Here is a 17,232-nt window from a genome sequence, read left to right on the forward strand (position 1 = left end):
AACATAAGAAATACCTCGATTTTGAAGTCGAGGTATCTTTTTTTTACATTTGGACAATCTTGCGATAGCTTCTTGAAGTAATCATGAAAATCAGCACATAGGCGATGAGGAAGATAGCGCAGATAGACAAGGTCACAATCAACATCATAGTCGTATCTATTACACCAATCACTTTTAAAATCAGGCTAAGCATATGGTAGGCAAAGGCTAGATGTATGAAGGCAAAAAGCAAAGGAAGGAAGAAAACAGTTAAAACCTGTTTGTTGATGGTTTGCTTGATTTGCTTTTGATCTAAACCGACTTTCTGCAAGATAATAAAGCGTTCACGGTCTTCGTAGCCTTCAGAAATTTGTTTGTAGTAAATGACCAGAACAGTTCCGACCATAAAGATAATGGATAGGAAAATACCGATAAAGAAGACACCACCAAAGAGGGCACTCATCTGAGAACTAGCATCTGCTAGATTGCTACCGTAAACATAGCTACCTTCCGTGTTTAATTGAGCATTAAACTGATCGAGGTATTTATCATACTCGTCAGCGACCTTGAGTTGTTCTTCTTCGCTGGTATTTACATTCATGCCTCCGTAAAACTGATTATAGATAGCCGAATCTGGGAATTGGTCCAAAAAGGCTTGTAAATCAGGAACAACAAGGTAATTGTAATCAGCAGTCAAAATATTAAACTGATTTGGAACATGGTTTACAATGAAATCTTTAGTAAATTCTTCTTTGACAGAAAATTGATGATCATTTAGAGTTAGTACTTTCTGTCCTTTCAGTCCGTCATTTTTGGCAAAGAGACCGACCTCATTTCCTGATAGAGACAGTTTTTGACCAGTCATATTTTCATAATCTTTTTGGTCAAATACCATGAAAACTGTTTTTGGTTGGACACGGTTTTGTCCTTTTTCAAAAATAGTTAACTTGGTTCCTTCTTGATTCGCAACAGCAAAGTAAGTGTAACGAAGCACTTCTTTCTCTTTAATCTTATAACCTTTGTCACTTGCAAACTGGCTCAAGAGTTTGTCCAAATCTTCTTTTTCAACATTTTGTCCTGAAACCCCAAAATCATGAGGATTTAGAACTTTTTTAAAGGATTCTGCGGAATTGAAAATGCTTGTCGCTGCTGACATGGTTACCAAAACCATTGTTGACAAGATAGCGATAGTTGCTAGTCCAACCGCATTTTTCTTCATACGAAAAATCAGGTTGGAAACAGATATGAGGTTATTAGGTTGGTAATAATATTTCTTGTTTTTCTTCAAGATTTGAAGGAAAACGGTAATCCCTGCATTGAACAAGAGATAGGTTCCAAAGATAACCAGCAAAACAGCTAAGAAGAAGGTTGTTAGGGCTGTAAGAGGATCTTTTACTGTAAGGGCAAGATAGTAGCCAATTCCTAAACTAATCGAACCAAGAATCGTTTGGAGAGGTAGAAAGCGACCTCTTTTCTCTCCGCTTGCTTTCTCACGCGAGAGCTGGAGGGCATTCATACGGGCGATTCGAAGGGCATTCAGGAACATGAGGCCTAGGAAAATCAATCCAAAGACAACAAGTACTGCAATGACAACATTCATTTGGAAGGTAGCGACCAGCTCAACCTTCAATTTCATTAGTTTGAGTAAAAAGGCGAAAATTAACTTGTCAAACAAGGCTCCAATACCGATACCCGCTCCAACAGTTAGAATCCCAAATAGCACTAACTCCTTAAAGGTCATACTGATCAGGTGACGTTTCTCCAAGCCCAACATGCCATAAATTCCCAGTTCCTTGGACCGGTTTTTCATAACAAAACTATTGGCGTAAAGGACGATAATAGCTGACGCAAGGGTGACGACAAACATACCAAATCCAAGTGTGGCCTGAATGGTTGTTCCTCCACGGATTTCAGCAATCTTGGGATTGAAAGTTAGAGAGTAAAAGAGATAGGTGACAGTGACTGCCAAAAGAACAGCCAGCGCAAAAGGATAGTAGAGTTTGCGGTTTTTAATCAAGTTCGATACCGCTAACTTATTGGTTAATCGAAACATACTAATTCACCTCGCTTGCCATGACAGTCAAGGTATCAGAAATTTCTTGGAACATCTGACGCTCTGTCTTCTCTCCACGGTAGATTTGGTTGTAAAGAATTCCGTCTTTGATAAAGAGTACACGTTTAGCTCTGCTAGCTGCTGCTGTTGAGTGGGTTACCATAAGAATGGTTTGGCCACGCTCATTGATTTCATCAAAGACATCAAGTAAGGCTGCAGATGACTTGGAATCAAGGGCTCCTGTTGGCTCATCCGCAAGGAGAATTTCAGGTTCTGTGATGATGGCGCGTGCTACTGCTACACGCTGTTTCTGACCACCAGAAATCTCGTAAGGGTACTTCTCTTGCAATTGATTGATACCTAGATTCTCAGCAGTCACCACCAATTTTTTCATCATCTCCGTAATGGGTCTTCTTGACAAGACAAGGGGAAGCAAGATATTGTCCTTAACAGATAGGGTATCTAACAAGTTAAAGTCTTGGAAGACGAAGCCCAGCTTTTCACGACGGAAGCTAGAAGCCTGTGAATTTTTAATGGTTGCGGTGTCAGTTCCGTTCAGGTAAACTTGTCCACGAGTTGGTTTATCCAGCATAGCTAGGATATTGAGAAGAGTTGATTTACCAGAACCAGACTCACCCATGATGGCAACGTAGTCACCCTTTTCCACGGTAAAGTGAATATCCTTGAGGGCCTCTACTTGGTTGCCCTGAAAACGAGTTTTATAAATTTTTTGAACGTGCTTTACATCTAAAAGTGTCATGAGAATCTCCTTTCTTAATATCCCATCAAATGAAATGTTGCTTGCATCATAGCGCATCCCAGCTGAACGCGCTCGATATCTTTGTGGCTTGGTTTTCTTGTTTTCTTATGTAAGTTTTGTTTCATGATGTTACTCCTTTATTCTTTATGAGTCTAGTTTACATCAAAAAAAGACCGCTTGCCATAACCTAACCTTACAAAAAGGACTTTAATCTTACATTTTTGTAAGATTGGGGGAAATGTAGACATTTTATTAAAAATATTTTACCATAAAAAGAAAGTAAGAAGAAAACCCTTGCGGATACAAGGGTTCAAAAATTTTAAAATAGATTAGTCGAATTCATAGACTAACAGTAAAATAACTGTTTCTACCTCACCAAAACCAGCCTTCATTGTCGTCAATTGCTTGTGCTTCTTTGCGTTTTCGTGGGCCTGTTCCGTACATTTCTGCTTCGATTTCTTCTTTGGTTGGCATGATAGAAGCTAGGATGATATAGATAATCACACCAAGTCCAAAGTTTGCGACTGTAAAAATGGCAAACAAGAAACGAACAAGGGTAACATCAAAGTTCCATTTGTCTGCTAGACCTGCCAGAACTCCTGAAATCATGCGATTTCGTCTCATTTTATAAAATTTACTGTTCATGGTATTACCTCTTTCTACTAGGTTAGACTTAGTATATCATGGGTAGGCTCGGCTTTCATCAGTCCTCAGGCTGATTTATCAGTAGCAATTTACCTCGACAAAGTCCACAGCGATAGCGTTTGGTATCAATCCTCCGCTTGCGCTGATAAGTTTGCTGGCAGGATTGGCAACGATAGAGCTTGATTGGCTTGGAGTTGCTATTGGGCAAGGTTGGCACAAAGCGTAACCCATCCACCGCTTTCAACAGTTCCTTAAAATCCCGATCTTTATGTTGATAGCCCTTCCCTTGAAAATAGAGGTGATAATGACATAGTTCATGTCGGACAATTTTCCTAAAAACGTCTAAACCAAGTTCCTGATAAACCTTAGGATTAAAATCCAAATGCCCATCTTTGGGAAAAAATCGCCCACCTGTCGAACGTAGACGAGAATTCCACTGGGCTTGATGGATAAAAGGTCTGCCGAAGTCTTCTAGTGAAACCTGCTTAACGTAATCAGTCAGTTTCATTTGGAGCGAGGAGCGACAGATTGACTTTTTCACGTTCAGTATCAATTTTCTTAACCCAGACTGTCACCAAATCACCAACAGATACCACTTGGCTGGGATGTTTGATAAATTTGCGACTCATGTGGGAAATATGAATCAAACCGTCCTCATGAATCCCAATATCAACGAAGGCACCGAAATCAACGACGTTACGCACCACACCTTCTAGCTTCTGGCCGACAACAAGATCCTTGATATCCAGTACATCTTGACGGAGAACTGGAGCATCAAAGGAATCACGGAAATCTCGACCTGGTTTGAGAAGGTCTGCAATGATATCTTTAAGAGTTTCTGGACCAAGGTCTAGCTCTTGCGCTATTTCCTTGACTGAAAGGGACTTGAGTTTACTTTGGGCTTCTTCATTCAGATCCTTGATATCCAAGCGTTTGAAGAGTTCCTTAACAGCAGCGTAATTTTCTGGGTGAACTCCTGTATTATCAAGGATATTGCTACTTTCAGGAATACGAAGGAAACCAGCTGCCTGCTCAAAGGCCTTGGCTCCCAGACGAGGAACTTTCTTGATTTGGGCGCGTGAAGTGATTTTTCCTTCTTCTTCACGGTATTTGACGATATTTTCAGAGATGGTTTTATTGAGTCCAGCTACGTGGGAAAGAAGAGCTGGGCTGGCCGTATTGACATTGACACCGACTTGGTTTACCACTGTATCCACGACAAAATCCAGACTTTCAGATAGTTTCTTCTGGCTGACATCATGCTGGTATTGGCCGACACCAATTGACTTAGGATCGATTTTGACCAATTCCGCAAGAGGATCTTGCAAACGACGGGCGATAGAAATAGCAGAGCGTTTTTCAACAGTCAAGTCTGGGAACTCCTGACGAGCAAGTTCACTGGCAGAGTATACAGAAGCACCACTTTCATTGACGATAACATAGCTGACCTCAGGAAAATCTTTCAGAACTTCCGCCACAAAGGCTTCACTTTCACGACTGGCCGTTCCGTTTCCGATGGCAATAATTTCCACGCCGTATTGACCAATCAAGTCTACCAAATCTTTCTTGGCTTCTTCTATTTGACGAGCTGATGCTGGCTTGACAGGATAAATGACCTGAGTTGTCAGCATTTTTCCTGTTGCATCCACGACAGCTAGCTTGGCACCTGTACGAAAGGCAGGGTCAAATCCAAGAACCACGCGCCCTTTCAGCGGAGCAACCAAGAGAAGATTGCGCAGGTTGTCAGAAAAGAGTTGGATAGCTCCTTCTTCTGCTTTTTCAGTCAATTCTGTACGAATACGGCGCTCAATAGCAGGCAAGACTTTTTTCTTAACGGATTGCTGAACCACTTCATCAATATAGGCATTTTTGACCTTGAAACGAGCAGCAAAGAAGGCAAGAATACGGTCCGTCGCATGTTCAAAACCGACCTTCAAGACACCTAGCTTCTCCCCACGATTGAGGGCTAAGGTACGATAGCCCTGCATATTTCCAACTGTCTCTGAAAAATCATAATAAATCTGAAAAACCTGCTTTTCATCAAGACTTTCATCCTTGACTTGGGAAGTAAGTTTAGAGTGTCTCAGCACTTCCTGATAAGTCATGGAACGCAAGGTCACATCTTCTGACAAGGCTTCGACCAAAATGTCAACTGCACCGGCCAAGGCTTCCTTACCAGTCGCAAATCCTTCACAGACAAACTTCTCAGCCTCTTTCTCTAAGCCTGCTACATTCTGCAAAATCAAGCGCGCAAGCGGAAAGAGGCCCGCTTCACGAGCAATGGTTGCCTTGGTCCGACGTTTTTCCTTGTAAGGAAGGTAGAGTTCTTCAACGTCTGCTAATTTTTCAGCAGCTAAGATAGCTTCTTCCAACTCCTTTGTCAACTTGCCTTGCTCTTGAATCTTAGCTAAAACAGCTTCCTTACGGTCGTTGAGGTTGGTCAGACTTTTATCCAAGTCAATAATGGCCTTAATCGCCACCTCATCCAAACTACCAGTCATATCCTTGCGATAACGCGCAATAAAGGGAATAGTCGCCCCTTCAGCTGTCAAACTTAGAACGGTATCGATTTGCTTTAAAGTCACTCCCAAATCCTGAGAGATTTTTTCATATTTTTTATCCATGAATCTATTATACCACAAGCTGGAAGGCTTTCTCCAATCCTTTTCAACTATCGAAAACAAATTAAAAAACGCCCTTTTCCTTAAAATAATAGTATAATAGAGATAGAATTTAGAATCGAGGTGCACCTATGGCTGTAAAATTTACAAAAACTGATGACTTGGACAAGATGTTTGAGGAGTTTGCTAAACTCCCTGATTTGAAACAAGTCACTTTCCCTGATGACAAAGAGAAAAAAGCCAAAGCAGAAAAGAAAAACTAGATGACTGCTTTTCAACAACTCCCATCTAGTGTGCTTCAGACTGGGGCGATTTTCCTCTCCATTATCATTGAAGCCCTCCCCTTCGTTCTGATAGGAAGTATTGTCTCAGGACTGATTGAGGTCTATATCACACCTGACAAGGTTTATCATTTTCTCCCTCGAAATCGTTGGGGGAGAATCTTTTTTGGCACCTTCGTCGGGATACTTTTTCCCTCTTGTGAATGTGGAATCGTCCCCATTATCAATCGTTTTCTGGAAAAGAAGGTTCCCAGTTACACGGCCGTTCCCTTTCTTGTGACAGCACCTGTTATCAATCCCATTGTACTTTTTGCGACCTATTCTGCCTTTGGTAACTCCTTCCATATCGCCCTGTTACGAGCTCTGGGTTCCATTCTTGTAGCTGTGATACTTGGGATTTTTCTGGGATTTTTCTGGCAAGAATCGATTCAAAAAGAAAATCGGTTGGCCTGTCATGAGCATGATTTTTCTCATTTGAGTCCTGCAAAAAAAGTTTTTCAGGTCTTTGTGCAAGCCATTGATGAATTTTTTGATACGGGACGTTATTTGGTATTCGGATGTCTCTTTGCCTCTGTTATACAGGTTTATGTTCCGACTCGGATTCTGACCTCTATTAGTGCGACCCCTCTTTTTGCCATCTTGCTCTTGATGCTTTTGGCCTTTCTTCTTTCGCTCTGTAGTGAAGCAGATGCCTTTATTGGAGCTTCTCTTCTCTCAAGTTTCGGTTTGGCCCCAGTTCTGGCCTTTCTGGTCATTGGCCCAATGCTGGATATCAAAAATATTCTCATGATGAAAAATTACTTGAAGACACAATTTATCAGTCACTTCATAACGATTGTGACACTCGTTGTCTTAGTCTATTCTCTCTTGATTGGAGTCATCCTATGATTCGATTTTTAGTTTTAGCTGGCTATTTTGAACTGACCATCTACCTCCATTTGTCGGGCAAATTAAACCAATACATCAACATGCACTATTCCTATCTGGCCTATATTTCCATGGTGCTTTCCTTTATATTGGCAATTGTTCAATTGTATATCTGGATGAAGCAAGTTAAAACCCACAGTCATCTGAACAATCGATTGGCGAAGGTGACGAGTATTGCTCTTCTGGCTATTCCACTTGTCGTCGGCTTAACTTTTCCAACTGTTAGCTTGGATTCTCAGACCGTTTCTGCCAAAGGCTATCACTTCCCCTTATCAGAAGGCACGGATCAAGCCATTCAGACAAGTGAAGGAACGACAAGCCAATATTTGAAACCAGATACCAGTTCTTATTTTTCAAAATCAGCTTATGAAAAGGAAATGCGAACTGCGGCGGATAAATACTTGTCCCAAGATAGTATTCAGATCACTAATGAAAACTATATGGAAGTCATGGAGGCTATCTACGACTATCCAGATGAGTTTGAGGGTAAGACAGTCCAGTTCACAGGCTTTGTCTATAACGACCCCAGTCATGCCAATAGCCAATTTTTGTTCCGCTTTGGCATTATTCACTGTATCGCAGATTCAGGTGTCTATGGATTGCTGACCAAGGGAAATACCCGTCAGTATGAGGACAACACTTGGATTACTGCCAAAGGAAAACTGGTCAATCACTACCATAAAGAACTCAAACAAAACCTCCCAACCTTGGAAATCGATAGCTTTACAAAAGTCGATAAACCAGAAAATCCTTATGTGTATCGCGTGTTTTAAAAAACGAGATAAAAACATAAAAAACAAAACGAACAAGTTCTCTTCTGAATGACAGAAAAAGAGCCTGTTCGTTTTTGGTTATATGACATGTAAGAAGATGCAGAAAATTCTCACCCATCAATAAAAAGAGACAATATTCGTTTCTGCATTACAGATGTCTATTATTGTCTCTTTATTTATTTTTATACTTACAATACTTAAATATTTGAGCTTAATTTTTTCCATTAATTCTAAACGAATGTTCAGAAATCCACTTGGAGTAAGTAGTTAAGCTTTCATCTGTTAAGGATTCTACTGCGATGGTTACACACATTTTCACTGCTTCTTCTACCGTTACAGAAAAACGATAGCCGTTTAATTGTAAAAATTTGACCAAAACGAAGAAAGCAGTTCTTTTATTAGCATTAGCAAAAACATGCTTCTTTATCAATTGGACAAATAGTATCGTTGCTTTATCAAAAATTGTTGGATAAAGAGGCTTCCCAAAGACAAATTGTTCTGGTAAATTGACAATCATATTTAAGGCAGAAGGACTAACTGTTTGAATTTTCTCATTTGGAGAATACCGTTGAATTGCTAAAGCATTTATTTTTTCAATTTGCTTTTCTGTTAGATAGATAGTCATTTTTCCACCAAAGCTTTGAAAACATCGTCGTATTCGTCAAATATTTTATCTAAATTTAAGTCAAAGGCATCATCAGATACATAAGAAACCTGCTGATCCAATTCTTCAGGAGTAAAGATAATCTCACCACTGGCTAACAATTTCGCTTCGTATTTAACACCACTTGGAATATTAAATTCACTTGGAATCGTAATGGTGATTGAATTTCCTTGTTTTCTTGTTTTTACTACCATCTGATTTCCTCCTTTGTCATATTATAACAAATCATTACGGTAATTACAATGGCAGAATAATTAGATATCGTAACAATATCTATCAGAGTAAATAAATACTATGGTTCTGAAACGTTATTAATGCCACTATTTTAACAGGTTTTGAAGCTTTTGCCATTCAAGCAATACAAGTAGCTCATAGAGAATAAGAGAACCACTCATTAATCATACTAGCGATTTCTTTGGGTGCTTCAGTATAAAGCTCATGGCCAAAGTTCTCTAGAAGAATAGTATCAAAATAGTCTGGCAATTCTTTTAGGGCTTCCTCTCTCCATGTAGCTTCATTAGGATAGCGAGGACTGATAAACAAGGTATCACCCACTTCTCTCTTAAAAGCTTGTATCTTCCTCCGTAGGAGGAGTATCGCTTCTATATTTTCATAATTTATAGCTAACTCATATCTATTATACTGCGCATTCCAGTGATAGGACTGCCTTACGGCTTTCTCCATATTTTCTGACCAATGCTTTGCTTCAGATTTTTCTTTAGAAATAAGAAGAGCTAAGTCTGAAACGACTTGAGATTCGATATAGTTTTTAGCTTCCTCTAACTCTGCATCTAAAGGTAAAATCTTATCTAAATCTAGATAGCCACCATCCAAAAGAATTAGTTTTTTCACTTCATAAAATTCCGATGCGAGATAACGAGCTAAATCTCCTCCAAGAGAATGGCCTATCAGACAAATAGATTCTTCCTCTTCTATCGATTTTTTAAACCATGATTTCAATTCTGTTTCATCTCGAAGATGTTTTTCATATGGATTCAGAAAATAGACCTGTGAATCTAGCTCTTGAAGAAAATCCTTGCTATGATAGACATTGCTTCCCAAACCGCCAATAAAATATTTTTTCATTCTCTACTTAATACTATGCTTATTCATCTTTTGTTCAAAGATAGTTGTGATAATCTGACGTAATTCTTCGCGTTCTTTTTCTGGAATTTCGCCACTTGTTTGAGCTGCAGCATAGAGTTCAGGGTGTTCAATTGAAATGCGTTTAATCGTACGTGTCGTAGCGTGTTTTCTGACGAAAAATGGGATTCGCTTAATCAAATCTTGTGGTACTAGTGCAAGAATTTTCTCAGCAGTTTCCTTGTCACTAATCTTAGATGTCGTAAGTCCCTTCTTAATCATTTCCTGTTCTTTTTCTGTAAAATCTTTTAATTCCATTCGATTGGTCCTCCTATGTTCACTAAGTTAAATTATATACCAATTGTAGCAAGACGACAAATAGTCTGTTTGTAAAATGCTCTCTATCCTACAATTTTCCTGTCACTCTTAATTGCTCTTTAATAAAAAATCACAAACCCTTTTGGAGAAATCACAAGCTTATTCTCAGATTCTTGGCAATTGCTTGCTAGTGCTACTGTTTCTTTTTCTAAAAGATACTCTTCTCTTGATTGGTTAAAGATGGCTTTAAGGACCTGGTCTTGGTATTTCCACTCCAAGACAACTACATCTTGTTTGATTTCTTTTAGGCTGTACTTGCCATGCTGAATGGTTGCTGACGCATGTTTGCGAATCTTGATTAGCTTCTTCATAAAGTTCAGCATATCATTATCACTTGATACGCGTTCCCAAGGCATACAACGACGACAATCTGGGTCTGGTCCTCCGGTTAAAGCTAACTCGGTTCCGTAATAAATGCAGGGTGTTCCTTTTTGTAAAAAGAGAAAGGCTAGGGCTGATTTAACTAGTTGAACGTCTTCATTTGCCGTCCACAAGATTCGCTCTGTATCATGCGAATCCAAGAGATTAAACATAACCTCTGAAATTTGCTGCTTGTAATACATAGATTGGCCATTGATTTCATCTATGAATTGGTCTGTCTTCTTAACATCTCGTAAAAAATAGTCTTTGATGCTATCGGATAAAGGATAATTCATAACCGCATGGAACTCATCTCCATTTAGCCAAGGCTGAGCCGTATGCCAGACTTCTCCTAAAATATAAAGATCAGGCTTTTTAGCTAAAACAGCCTTGCGAAAATCTTTCCAAAACTGATGGTCGATCTCATTAGCCACATCCAAACGCCAAGCATCAATATCAAACTCTCCAATCCAATAAGTCGCAACCTTTAAAAGATAGTCCTTGACCTCTGGATTGGCTGTATTTAGCTTAGGCATATAGTCCTCGAAACCAAAAGCATGATAGGGTAAGTCTCTTTTATTAACTAGTTTTTCAGTCGTCACTGGGAATTGTTGTATATGGAACCAATCTTTATAAACAGATTGCTCTCCATTTTTGACAACATCTTGCCATTGAGGCGATTGTGAACCAATATGGTTAAATACAGCATCCAGCATGATTTTCATACCACGCTGATGCGCTTGCTCGACCAGCTCTCGAAAGGTCTCCTTGTCTCCAAAATGACGGTCAATTTCAAAGTAATCTGTCGTATTGTATTTATGATTGCTCGTAGATTCAAAGATAGGACAAAGATAAAGTCCAGTAATGCCTAAGTCTTGCAAGTAATCCAGATGGTCAATAATCCCCCGTAAATCACCACCAAAGAAATCATCACTCTGAGGTGTGATAGATGAATCCCAGTCTAATGACCCTTCTGGGTTTAATCGAGCATTTCCATTAGCAAATCTCTCAGGAAATATCTGATACCATACCGTATTTGAAACCCAGTCAGGAACCTTGCAGGCATCAAACTCATGAAGATAGGGCAACTTAAATCCATTCCCAATAGCATGGAGATTTTCTAGAGAATTTTCGACACAACCTTTATCACCATACAAAATACTTTGACCTCCTGTATCCTTGAGTTCAAAGAGATACTGGATACGTGCATAATCAACTTTGACTTCAGCCTGCCAATAATCAAATAAGGCATCAGAGGTTATCTTGGCCATTTCTTTTGTATCCTGATAAAACTCCTCCATAAAGATAAAAGGGTCACCATAATGCAAATTGATGCTTTCAATATCCCCTTTCTTAGTCCGAATCCGAATATGAATCATCTTATTCTTATAAAGATAGGCATACTCCGACTCAGGCCTATGGTAAATAGCGCTTAATTCCATAAATTTGTCTCCTAAAGTATTAATTCAAATTTTACGCAAACGTTTTCATGATTATGATTCTAGTATACTACTTTCATATTTTATTTGCAAGGCTTGTTCGCAGTTTCAAGTGGTTTGGTTCTATAAATAAAAAAGCAGCCAGCCTTACAACCAACTACTTTTCAAATGGTGATTTACAACTGTCTCTCCAGCCACTCTATCTTTTTAAAATCCTTATTGTTATTGTGCTCATTTCGATAAGAATCTTGGGAAGAAGCCTTGTAAATACTTAAAAACTGTTCCAAACTTGGAACGTGAAAAGTGATGTTTTCGAGATGAATCAGCTCTATATCCGATTCCGAAACTCCTGCAAAATCAGGTAAAGAATCGATACTTCCGAATTCAACACTCAGTCCATCTTTTTTGAATTCATGCTCATGAATATCTATTAAGTCATAGCCTAAGTGTTTCATCACTTTCATTATCTTGTCCCACTCATAAATTCTGAGATGATCAGGCGCTTCCCAACCTCTAGGATCACCAGGCACATGAATGTCAATGTCAGACGGCCTCCATTCTTCATTTGAACGGTATTCAAAACCCAAGGACCCCATGAGAGTCGGTGTGATTCCGATTTGGTTTAAATGATAACAAATTGTTCGAAATTCATCAAATAGAGAATTCATTCCTCCTCCAATCGTTGATATAGAACTTAATTTCGTTGTGAATAATAAACTAATTTTTATCTTTTACTCTTTCGGTTTTGAAAATACTTCTACTCGCTGAGCTAGGACTTTGATTTCTACAGGTAGATTATCCGATTTATCGCCATCAACATCCGACTCCAATTCACTATCAGAAGAAATTTTAATATTACGAGCTTTGATATACTCGATATTATCATTTGCGACAACATCTCCTTTTAGTAAATCAGGAATGACGGATAATTTGGAGAATATAGAAGCATCTTTTAGAATCAAAATATTGGCATAGCCGTCCTTATTTTCTTCAAAGATTTTCTTATCAGCGAAGTAATTTGTCAAGAGAACCAAAACATGACTAGCTTCACCAACATAATTTCCATTATCCGTCTCAACCTTAATGTTAAAGACCTGATCTGTCATGACAGACTTCATGGTATTTACAGCATAGGCTAAAATACCGAATTTTGTCTTGTCCTCGATTTCAACATTGTGAATCGCCTCAGGAAGTGAACCGATACTAAAAATATAACCAAAATAATTGTCATTTGCTTTACCGATATCAATCTTGTTGGTTAAGTTAAAATCAAGTTCCTCAATAGCTCCATCGATGTCTTGATTGATTTCCAACAGTTTTGTAATGAGGTTACCCGTACCACCAGGGATAATACCCAACTTAGGAATGTAGTCCCTCTCAGCAATACCCGAAATGACTTCGTTGACAGTCCCATCTCCACCAAACACAACCACTGCATCGTACTGCTCACGTGAAGCCTCTTCAGCAAAATGTGTTGCATCCAGCGCTTTTTCTGTTATTTTGGTTTCTACGTGCTCAAAGTATTCTTTTGCTTTATTCTCCAGTTTTTCTTTGTAATCCAAAGCCTTTTCCCCACCAGAGGTAGGATTAATAATTACCATTGCTTTTTTCATTAATTTTCTCCTTAATATTCGTTAGAAATGGTTACATTTCGTCGTATGCAAGTAAATGTACTCCCATTATACAATGAAATTACAGAAAAGAGAAATCTCACGTACTGGAGATTAATACACTTTTATTCTATTTTCCCATCGCATAACTACATCCTTTAAGGATTCATCCAAGTAAGAAAAGGCCATATCCTTTATCCAGTCAGGAATACCATATGCCGCCAGTGAGATGGCATTTCTATTTACAATACTCGTTTACTTTATCAGCATATTCGGTCAAAAGATTCTTTGAATAAATTTTTTCATTACTTGAATTTCTAATTTCTTTCCAAAGAGTAGAAGCTACTTTTAACTTGTTTGAGTAATTGCGACTATTTTCGTCTGCACAGAAATCCTTTAAAAATTGATTCCATTGACAAACCGAATGATCATACTTGGCATAATCTGAATTTCCATAATAAACTTTTAGCATATCTTGGATTGTAAAACTCAAATCATTTTCTCTTTTTACTTTTCTCCAAGCTGTAGCCATATCAGCAGTAAATTTAAAGGGTGAAACATCTGTTAAAGTTGAGAAATATTCTCTAAAGTGTGTATTAAAGGAGAATCCACATTCAAGTAAGGGCGTATTTAATGTAACGACTTCTACTCGTTTCTTTTTCCTTTTTATTGATGATTTTTTAATCAAATTACCCTTAAAGTACTGCTCAATAATATGATTGAGTTCATGTTTTGTACCTCTATATTCAAGCCCCAATGATTTGCATATCTGTGTAAGTTCATCTCGATACCAATAGTATTTATTAAACTCATCAAAGGATGTGATTTTTTCAAACTCAGGTCTGCTTTCTATCAATATAACACCTCCTTAAAAACAGTTTAGGTTTTCATTTCTAAATAATGGTATTTGGGTTTCTTTATTTTGAGGATTAGCAACGTTTCACTAACCAACTCACACACTCAGCGGTTCGAACTTACCGTATCATCCGTGAAAAAACAATCCTCACAAAATAAAGAAAAATCCTTCGTTTTGATATTGTTCCATTCGTAAACTGAACCTACAATATCTCCAATAATTGCTCCTAGCATCCGTTTCCTCCTTATGGCATATCAGATTCGTTACACATTTCTAATGAGTCACTCTTTAAAAATGGCACCACCAAATCAATCCACTCATAAGGTAGGTAAGCTGATAAATAGCCGTGGTTATAGCCCTTTGCTTCATACAAAATTGTATTTGAATGTAGCTGATGAAATAATTTCGCTGATTCTTTCACACAGTTCAATTCTTTTTCACCATAGATATACAGAACCTGAGCCTTGCTAGCAGAAATCATATCTTTCAGCTTGTAACATCCCATATAGTTTTTGTAAATGGTCACCAATGTTTTGACAGGCATCCTTGGCAAATCCTCTAAATAATAAGCTTTTATTTCCTCTGGATAAGCCAGTTTAGGATAGAATTTGTTCATCATGCTTAACTGAAGTTTGCAAGAGAATTTATTGAACATCAGTTTACCAAATAGAGACACTAGAAAGATGCTGATTTTAGCTAACCTTGGTTGAGGAATACAGAGGCTTCCGTCTATGATGGCCTTCTCAGCAATTTCACTGTCTAAAGATAAAAGCTCCATGGCAATTTGACCACCAAGTGAAACACCACCGATTGCAAACAATTTCCCACCACAGTTTGCTTTGATATAGTCTAGAATCTCCAAAGCAGAATCTTCAGTAGAAACATAATCAAGTTGATATTCCTCGCCGTGGCCATTCAAAGTTGGTAGAATAATACGGTATTCTTTTGACAAGATTCGTGCTTGACGAAGATAATTCCACCAAGAACTGCCACCACCATGTATCAGTAAAATAGGAGGTAAATTCTTATCACCAAATTCATGGAATTTCATGTTTAAACTCCTTACTGTAGGACTTTCACTAGCTAATTTTCCTTGTTCAATCAGCTCTTAAAAGCATTACCACACACTTGACATAAAACGAGTGAACACTATGTATGCCAAGTGATCATGTATGTATGTATGTGGGAACATGTCTATAAACCTTTTGACGATAGCATAAGGTTATCGTTAAAAGGTATTACCCCGACAAACTGTGATTTGCTCATTTTATTAAATCAGCTATTTCTTTCTTCCCATACGCCTTTACATTCTGAATTACATCCTGTTTCCTTTTGATTGATTCAAGCAATGATATATCTAGTATATTTACGAATTCTTTAAACTGAAGCTGTCCGATGCTTCTTATCTCTTTAAGTTGCTCGGCATCTCTTATCTTTCTCTCTGCCTCACTTTTAGGGTATCCTTGCCCAAATGGCTCTGAGAAAAGAGCTTCTATTGTTTTTTCAAGATTTTCAGTACCTGACCATGTATAATTTTCACCTAATGGTAATGATATCGCATTTCCATTATTAATCTGAGCAAATAAATAGGCATCATTCGGTGTAGGTGCATATCCGCAAATGACATCAGGCATACTATTACAAGCAAGCATCATTCCTTGTCCGGAAGAACAGCCCGTAACAACGAAATCAACTGTCCTACTTGCCAACAAGATACCTATAAGAATAGAAATTTCTATATACGAGTATTTTTCATTTTCTTCCATCGTACAGCCAAAATTTATAACCTCAGATTTCTTTGGAGCATACTTTAATACAGCATCATAGATTATTTGATTTTTGGTCGCTTGCGAACTTGCTTGAATAACTCCGATTCTCATTCTTCCCCCCTTCAACTTCTAATTTAATTATTTCTTTTTCTTTGGTTTGGGTGCCGGTAATTCATTATATATTGAATTGAACAAGCCTTTATTTTCTACACTTCATTTATTCACTGGTTGCAACTTTTGACATCAAAACTACCGCCTCCACATGTCTTGACGGTTACTACCTATACTGTGAAACGAAATCAAAGCTGCTGAATATCCGTATTAAACTATTAAACGTAACTAATGCGAGTATTTACGGCTTCGTTAATATACAGTATTGTTACATCTATGCCAAGTTTCCGATAGTTAGTTCTTCTTTCTTTATTTAAATCTTTACAAATCCAACTAGCGAGAAGGGTTGTTTATCTCAAAACTCATTGAACCTTTGGTTCCTCGATTAGTATAATAATTTCCTTCTAGTTGATTTGGATTATCAATATCAAGAATTACCGTCCCATAATGTATAGGACTTTGCAATTCAGCCCTTGGGCTATTTAAATATGTATAAATTAATTTTTGTGTTCCATTATCATTGATAATTGATGCTGTAATGCTATGGCTCGAACTTTCACCCGTTTTAAACTTAACTTTAATAGTCGTAAATGACTGTTCAATAGTAAGTTCACAATTTCTTTCATTCTGATCATAGTCCGTCTTGAAACTACCTACATAATTCGCAAATAAAATTGGAACATTATGAATCTTAGATAGTAATGGCCACCGCCATGCTGTTTTTTCAAAAATAGCCATAATAATTGCTGTAACTGATATAGCTTCACCAATATACCCAATGGCTGAATATACCAATGCCAAAATATCAGATTTAAGATTCACTGCAATCTCTTGGCCACTTATTAACAATCTTAATAACAAGCAAATTGCAAAAACCCATATTGTAATATTCAAAAATTTTTTCTGCTGTTCATTCATAAGTT

19 protein-coding genes and 2 pseudogenes are annotated in these 17,232 nt (G+C 38.0%); 3 read left to right on the forward strand and 18 right to left on the reverse strand.

Going from position 1 to position 17,232, the window contains the following annotated elements; genetic code table 11:
- Positions 1–43: 43 nt before the first annotated feature.
- The 5 genes from QM843_RS01850 to QM843_RS01870 all read right to left on the reverse strand — a co-directional run bounded on the left by QM843_RS01850 (position 44) and on the right by QM843_RS01870 (position 6,061).
- Entirely contained in the window at positions 44–2,032 is a 1,989-nt protein-coding gene (locus QM843_RS01850) for an ABC transporter permease (protein ID WP_414304770.1), read from the reverse strand.
- A 1-nt stretch (position 2,033) separates the two neighbouring features.
- Positions 2,034–2,792 carry an ABC transporter ATP-binding protein gene (locus QM843_RS01855; protein WP_000173372.1) on the reverse strand — a complete coding sequence of 253 codons (759 nt, stop codon included), beginning with the start codon at positions 2,790–2,792 and terminating at the stop codon, positions 2,034–2,036.
- 372 nt (positions 2,793–3,164) lie between these two features.
- The gene (locus QM843_RS01860; RefSeq protein ID WP_084949699.1) at positions 3,165–3,437 is read right to left on the reverse strand and encodes a PspC domain-containing protein; all 273 of its coding nucleotides are present in this window, start codon (positions 3,435–3,437) and stop codon (positions 3,165–3,167) included.
- A 58-nt stretch (positions 3,438–3,495) separates the two neighbouring features.
- A complete protein-coding gene (locus tag QM843_RS01865) occupies positions 3,496–3,945 on the reverse strand; it encodes a SprT family protein (protein WP_261067493.1) in 450 nt (149 codons plus the stop codon).
- Positions 3,932–6,061 (reverse strand): Tex family protein, encoded by a 2,130-nt coding sequence (locus QM843_RS01870; RefSeq protein WP_414304769.1) that lies wholly within the window; start codon positions 6,059–6,061, stop codon positions 3,932–3,934. The genes QM843_RS01865 and QM843_RS01870 overlap by 14 nt, the downstream gene beginning before the upstream one ends.
- A 128-nt stretch (positions 6,062–6,189) precedes the next feature.
- On the opposite strand from QM843_RS01870, the gene QM843_RS01875 reads away from it, so the two are divergent.
- Genes QM843_RS01875 through QM843_RS01885 form a run of 3 tightly spaced genes read left to right on the forward strand, consistent with a single transcriptional unit; the run spans position 6,190 to position 8,039 of the window.
- Positions 6,190–6,321: an SPJ_0845 family protein gene (locus tag QM843_RS01875; protein WP_004234728.1), complete on the forward strand. Its 132-nt coding sequence runs from the start codon at positions 6,190–6,192 to the stop codon at positions 6,319–6,321.
- On the forward strand, positions 6,322–7,227 hold the full coding sequence (locus QM843_RS01880; protein WP_414304768.1) for a permease: 906 nt from the start codon (positions 6,322–6,324) through the stop codon (positions 7,225–7,227).
- Entirely contained in the window at positions 7,224–8,039 is an 816-nt protein-coding gene (locus QM843_RS01885) for a TIGR03943 family putative permease subunit (RefSeq protein ID WP_414304767.1), read from the forward strand. The genes QM843_RS01880 and QM843_RS01885 overlap by 4 nt, the downstream gene beginning before the upstream one ends.
- A gap of 211 nt (positions 8,040–8,250) precedes the next feature.
- On the opposite strand, the gene QM843_RS01890 is transcribed toward QM843_RS01885, so the two are convergent.
- From QM843_RS01890 to QM843_RS01950, 13 genes and pseudogenes are all read right to left on the reverse strand, one after another.
- Positions 8,251–8,664, reverse strand: a complete 414-nt coding sequence (locus tag QM843_RS01890; RefSeq protein WP_261016603.1) for a type II toxin-antitoxin system death-on-curing family toxin — start codon at positions 8,662–8,664, stop codon at positions 8,251–8,253.
- Complete coding sequence (locus QM843_RS01895; RefSeq protein ID WP_000260598.1) at positions 8,661–8,897, reverse strand: hypothetical protein; 237 nt, start codon at positions 8,895–8,897, stop codon at positions 8,661–8,663. The genes QM843_RS01890 and QM843_RS01895 overlap by 4 nt, the downstream gene beginning before the upstream one ends.
- 175 nt (positions 8,898–9,072) lie before the next feature.
- Positions 9,073–9,789, reverse strand: a complete 717-nt coding sequence (locus tag QM843_RS01900; protein ID WP_414304766.1) for an alpha/beta hydrolase family protein — start codon at positions 9,787–9,789, stop codon at positions 9,073–9,075.
- Between the two features lie 3 nt (positions 9,790–9,792).
- A complete protein-coding gene (locus QM843_RS01905) occupies positions 9,793–10,104 on the reverse strand; it encodes a hypothetical protein (protein ID WP_000420556.1) in 312 nt (103 codons plus the stop codon).
- Positions 10,105–10,223: 119 nt separating this feature from the next.
- Positions 10,224–11,966: a glycoside hydrolase family 13 protein gene (locus tag QM843_RS01910; RefSeq protein ID WP_414304765.1), complete on the reverse strand. Its 1,743-nt coding sequence runs from the start codon at positions 11,964–11,966 to the stop codon at positions 10,224–10,226.
- 173 nt (positions 11,967–12,139) lie between these two features.
- The gene (locus QM843_RS01915; RefSeq protein WP_414304764.1) at positions 12,140–12,631 is read right to left on the reverse strand and encodes a phosphoribosylanthranilate isomerase; all 492 of its coding nucleotides are present in this window, start codon (positions 12,629–12,631) and stop codon (positions 12,140–12,142) included.
- A 63-nt stretch (positions 12,632–12,694) separates the two neighbouring features.
- Positions 12,695–13,576, reverse strand: coding sequence for a diacylglycerol/lipid kinase family protein (locus QM843_RS01920; protein ID WP_414304763.1), 882 nt, complete (start codon positions 13,574–13,576; stop codon positions 12,695–12,697).
- A gap of 111 nt (positions 13,577–13,687) precedes the next feature.
- Positions 13,688–13,807 (reverse strand): annotated as a pseudogene (locus QM843_RS01925) (ADP-ribosylglycohydrolase family protein); the annotation flags it as partial.
- Between the two features lie 4 nt (positions 13,808–13,811).
- Positions 13,812–14,429 carry an SAP domain-containing protein gene (locus QM843_RS01930; RefSeq protein ID WP_414304762.1) on the reverse strand — a complete coding sequence of 206 codons (618 nt, stop codon included), beginning with the start codon at positions 14,427–14,429 and terminating at the stop codon, positions 13,812–13,814.
- Between the two features lie 119 nt (positions 14,430–14,548).
- Positions 14,549–14,662: pseudogene (locus QM843_RS01935) on the reverse strand (ADP-ribosylglycohydrolase); the annotation flags it as partial.
- Positions 14,663–14,673: 11 nt separating this feature from the next.
- The gene (locus QM843_RS01940) at positions 14,674–15,480 is read right to left on the reverse strand and encodes an alpha/beta hydrolase (RefSeq protein ID WP_414304761.1); all 807 of its coding nucleotides are present in this window, start codon (positions 15,478–15,480) and stop codon (positions 14,674–14,676) included.
- 211 nt (positions 15,481–15,691) lie between these two features.
- On the reverse strand, positions 15,692–16,309 hold the full coding sequence (locus QM843_RS01945; protein WP_084887998.1) for an RpiB/LacA/LacB family sugar-phosphate isomerase: 618 nt from the start codon (positions 16,307–16,309) through the stop codon (positions 15,692–15,694).
- 333 nt (positions 16,310–16,642) lie between these two features.
- A complete protein-coding gene (locus tag QM843_RS01950) occupies positions 16,643–17,227 on the reverse strand; it encodes a Cap15 family cyclic dinucleotide receptor domain-containing protein (protein WP_001005371.1) in 585 nt (194 codons plus the stop codon).
- Positions 17,228–17,232 lie beyond the last annotated feature (5 nt).

The sequence above is a fragment of the Streptococcus mitis genome, from assembly GCF_047463435.1.
GTDB lineage: Bacteria > Bacillota > Bacilli > Lactobacillales > Streptococcaceae > Streptococcus > Streptococcus mitis_DS.

Coding starts and splice junctions, on each gene's coding strand:
- QM843_RS01850 (WP_414304770.1), bottom strand. CDS start 2,032: ATGTTTCGATTAACCAATAAGTTAGCGGTATCGAACTTGATTAAAAAC.
- QM843_RS01855 (WP_000173372.1), bottom strand. CDS start 2,792: ATGACACTTTTAGATGTAAAGCACGTTCAAAAAATTTATAAAACTCGT.
- QM843_RS01860 (WP_084949699.1), bottom strand. CDS start 3,437: ATGAACAGTAAATTTTATAAAATGAGACGAAATCGCATGATTTCAGGA.
- QM843_RS01865 (WP_261067493.1), bottom strand. CDS start 3,945: ATGAAACTGACTGATTACGTTAAGCAGGTTTCACTAGAAGACTTCGGC.
- QM843_RS01870 (WP_414304769.1), bottom strand. CDS start 6,061: ATGGATAAAAAATATGAAAAAATCTCTCAGGATTTGGGAGTGACTTTA.
- QM843_RS01875 (WP_004234728.1), top strand. CDS start 6,190: ATGGCTGTAAAATTTACAAAAACTGATGACTTGGACAAGATGTTTGAG.
- QM843_RS01880 (WP_414304768.1), top strand. CDS start 6,322: ATGACTGCTTTTCAACAACTCCCATCTAGTGTGCTTCAGACTGGGGCG.
- QM843_RS01885 (WP_414304767.1), top strand. CDS start 7,224: ATGATTCGATTTTTAGTTTTAGCTGGCTATTTTGAACTGACCATCTAC.
- QM843_RS01890 (WP_261016603.1), bottom strand. CDS start 8,664: ATGACTATCTATCTAACAGAAAAGCAAATTGAAAAAATAAATGCTTTA.
- QM843_RS01895 (WP_000260598.1), bottom strand. CDS start 8,897: ATGGTAGTAAAAACAAGAAAACAAGGAAATTCAATCACCATTACGATT.
- QM843_RS01900 (WP_414304766.1), bottom strand. CDS start 9,789: ATGAAAAAATATTTTATTGGCGGTTTGGGAAGCAATGTCTATCATAGC.
- QM843_RS01905 (WP_000420556.1), bottom strand. CDS start 10,104: ATGGAATTAAAAGATTTTACAGAAAAAGAACAGGAAATGATTAAGAAG.
- QM843_RS01910 (WP_414304765.1), bottom strand. CDS start 11,966: ATGGAATTAAGCGCTATTTACCATAGGCCTGAGTCGGAGTATGCCTAT.
- QM843_RS01915 (WP_414304764.1), bottom strand. CDS start 12,631: ATGAATTCTCTATTTGATGAATTTCGAACAATTTGTTATCATTTAAAC.
- QM843_RS01920 (WP_414304763.1), bottom strand. CDS start 13,576: ATGAAAAAAGCAATGGTAATTATTAATCCTACCTCTGGTGGGGAAAAG.
- QM843_RS01940 (WP_414304761.1), bottom strand. CDS start 15,480: ATGAAATTCCATGAATTTGGTGATAAGAATTTACCTCCTATTTTACTG.
- QM843_RS01945 (WP_084887998.1), bottom strand. CDS start 16,309: ATGAGAATCGGAGTTATTCAAGCAAGTTCGCAAGCGACCAAAAATCAA.
- QM843_RS01950 (WP_001005371.1), bottom strand. CDS start 17,227: ATGAATGAACAGCAGAAAAAATTTTTGAATATTACAATATGGGTTTTT.